This is a genomic window from Limnobacter olei (assembly GCF_029087225.1).
GTDB lineage: Bacteria > Pseudomonadota > Gammaproteobacteria > Burkholderiales > Burkholderiaceae_B > Limnobacter > Limnobacter olei.
In genome coordinates, this window is sequence record NZ_JARFJD010000063.1 from 1 (window position 1) to 539 (window position 539).

At 51.6% G+C, this 539-nt stretch carries 1 protein-coding gene; it reads right to left on the reverse strand.

All coding sequences use genetic code 11. From position 1 onward, the window contains the following. On the reverse strand, positions 1-537 hold a 537-nt coding region (locus tag PY990_RS16310), incomplete at its 3' end, for an IS66 family transposase zinc-finger binding domain-containing protein (protein ID WP_275272491.1). Between the last annotated feature and the right edge of the window lie 2 nt (positions 538-539).

The window sequence follows — 539 nt, forward strand, 5'->3', positions numbered from 1 at the left end:
CCACTTGCCACGGATGTGGCGTTCAACACTGAAGGTGCCAGGCTGATAGTCCAGCTTCTCGGCGACATCCTCACCAATGCGCTTTAACTGGCAGCCGCATTTGCACAGGGTACTGTCCGGTTCATGGCGAATCTCGGTGCGGGGCAGTTCAGGCGGCAGCGGTTTGCGTTTGGGCTTAAGATTTCTGGTGATGACTTCTTTGTCTTGCTCAGGCAACTTATTGAGTTCTTCTTGCTCAATCTGGGCAACATCGCCGTCCATCGTTTCATCAAACAGATGGCGTTGTTCAGCAGTCAGCGATTCGGCTTTTCTACTGAATCGCAGCCGCTTGTGCAGCGCCAATTCCAGCGTCACTTTGGAGAGGACGGTCTCTTGGTATTTGATGGTGATCGCTTGCTCTTTAATCAGCTCCTCTTTGGCCTTAAGTGCAGCTTCATTAGCCTGTATTACAGCGTTGCTGGATTGAACAGTTTGCTGCAACTGGGTATTGATTTGAATCTGCCCCAGCAGCAATGCACGCAGTTGGTCTGCGTCCATCT